This window comes from Virgibacillus salexigens (assembly GCF_014905415.1).
In the GTDB taxonomy this organism is placed as follows: Bacteria; Bacillota; Bacilli; order Bacillales; family Amphibacillaceae; genus Virgibacillus; species Virgibacillus salexigens.
The window spans coordinates 1-292 of sequence record NZ_BNEO01000198.1; the positions used below are offsets into that span (position 1 = coordinate 1).

Here is a 292-nt window from a genome sequence, read left to right on the forward strand (position 1 = left end):
GTCTCTGAGTCGATGTTTTTTTTCGCTTTTGTTGCTACCAAATTTAAAGCTCCATCAAAACAAGCAGAATAAGCTGCAGCAAATAGCTGTTCCGGATTAGAACCTTTATCTTCTTTATTATTCGCTGGGTTTACTAGTTTTAAATCAATTAATCCCTCGTCAGATTTAACATGTCCATCTCGACCGTTTTTTGCTGTTGCATTTGATGTAAAAATAACATCTTTCATGATCTAACACTCCCTTTTTCTAATCTAATAATGGTATAGCTTTTCTAGCGATATTCTAAACATCC

1 protein-coding gene is annotated in these 292 nt (G+C 34.2%); it reads right to left on the bottom strand.

Features of this window, described 5'->3' with window-relative positions:
• Nucleotides 1-227: OsmC family protein (locus JKP73_RS22830; RefSeq protein WP_200412059.1), on the bottom strand; the 227-nt coding region annotated here is incomplete at its 3' end.
• Nucleotides 228-292 lie beyond the last annotated feature (65 nt).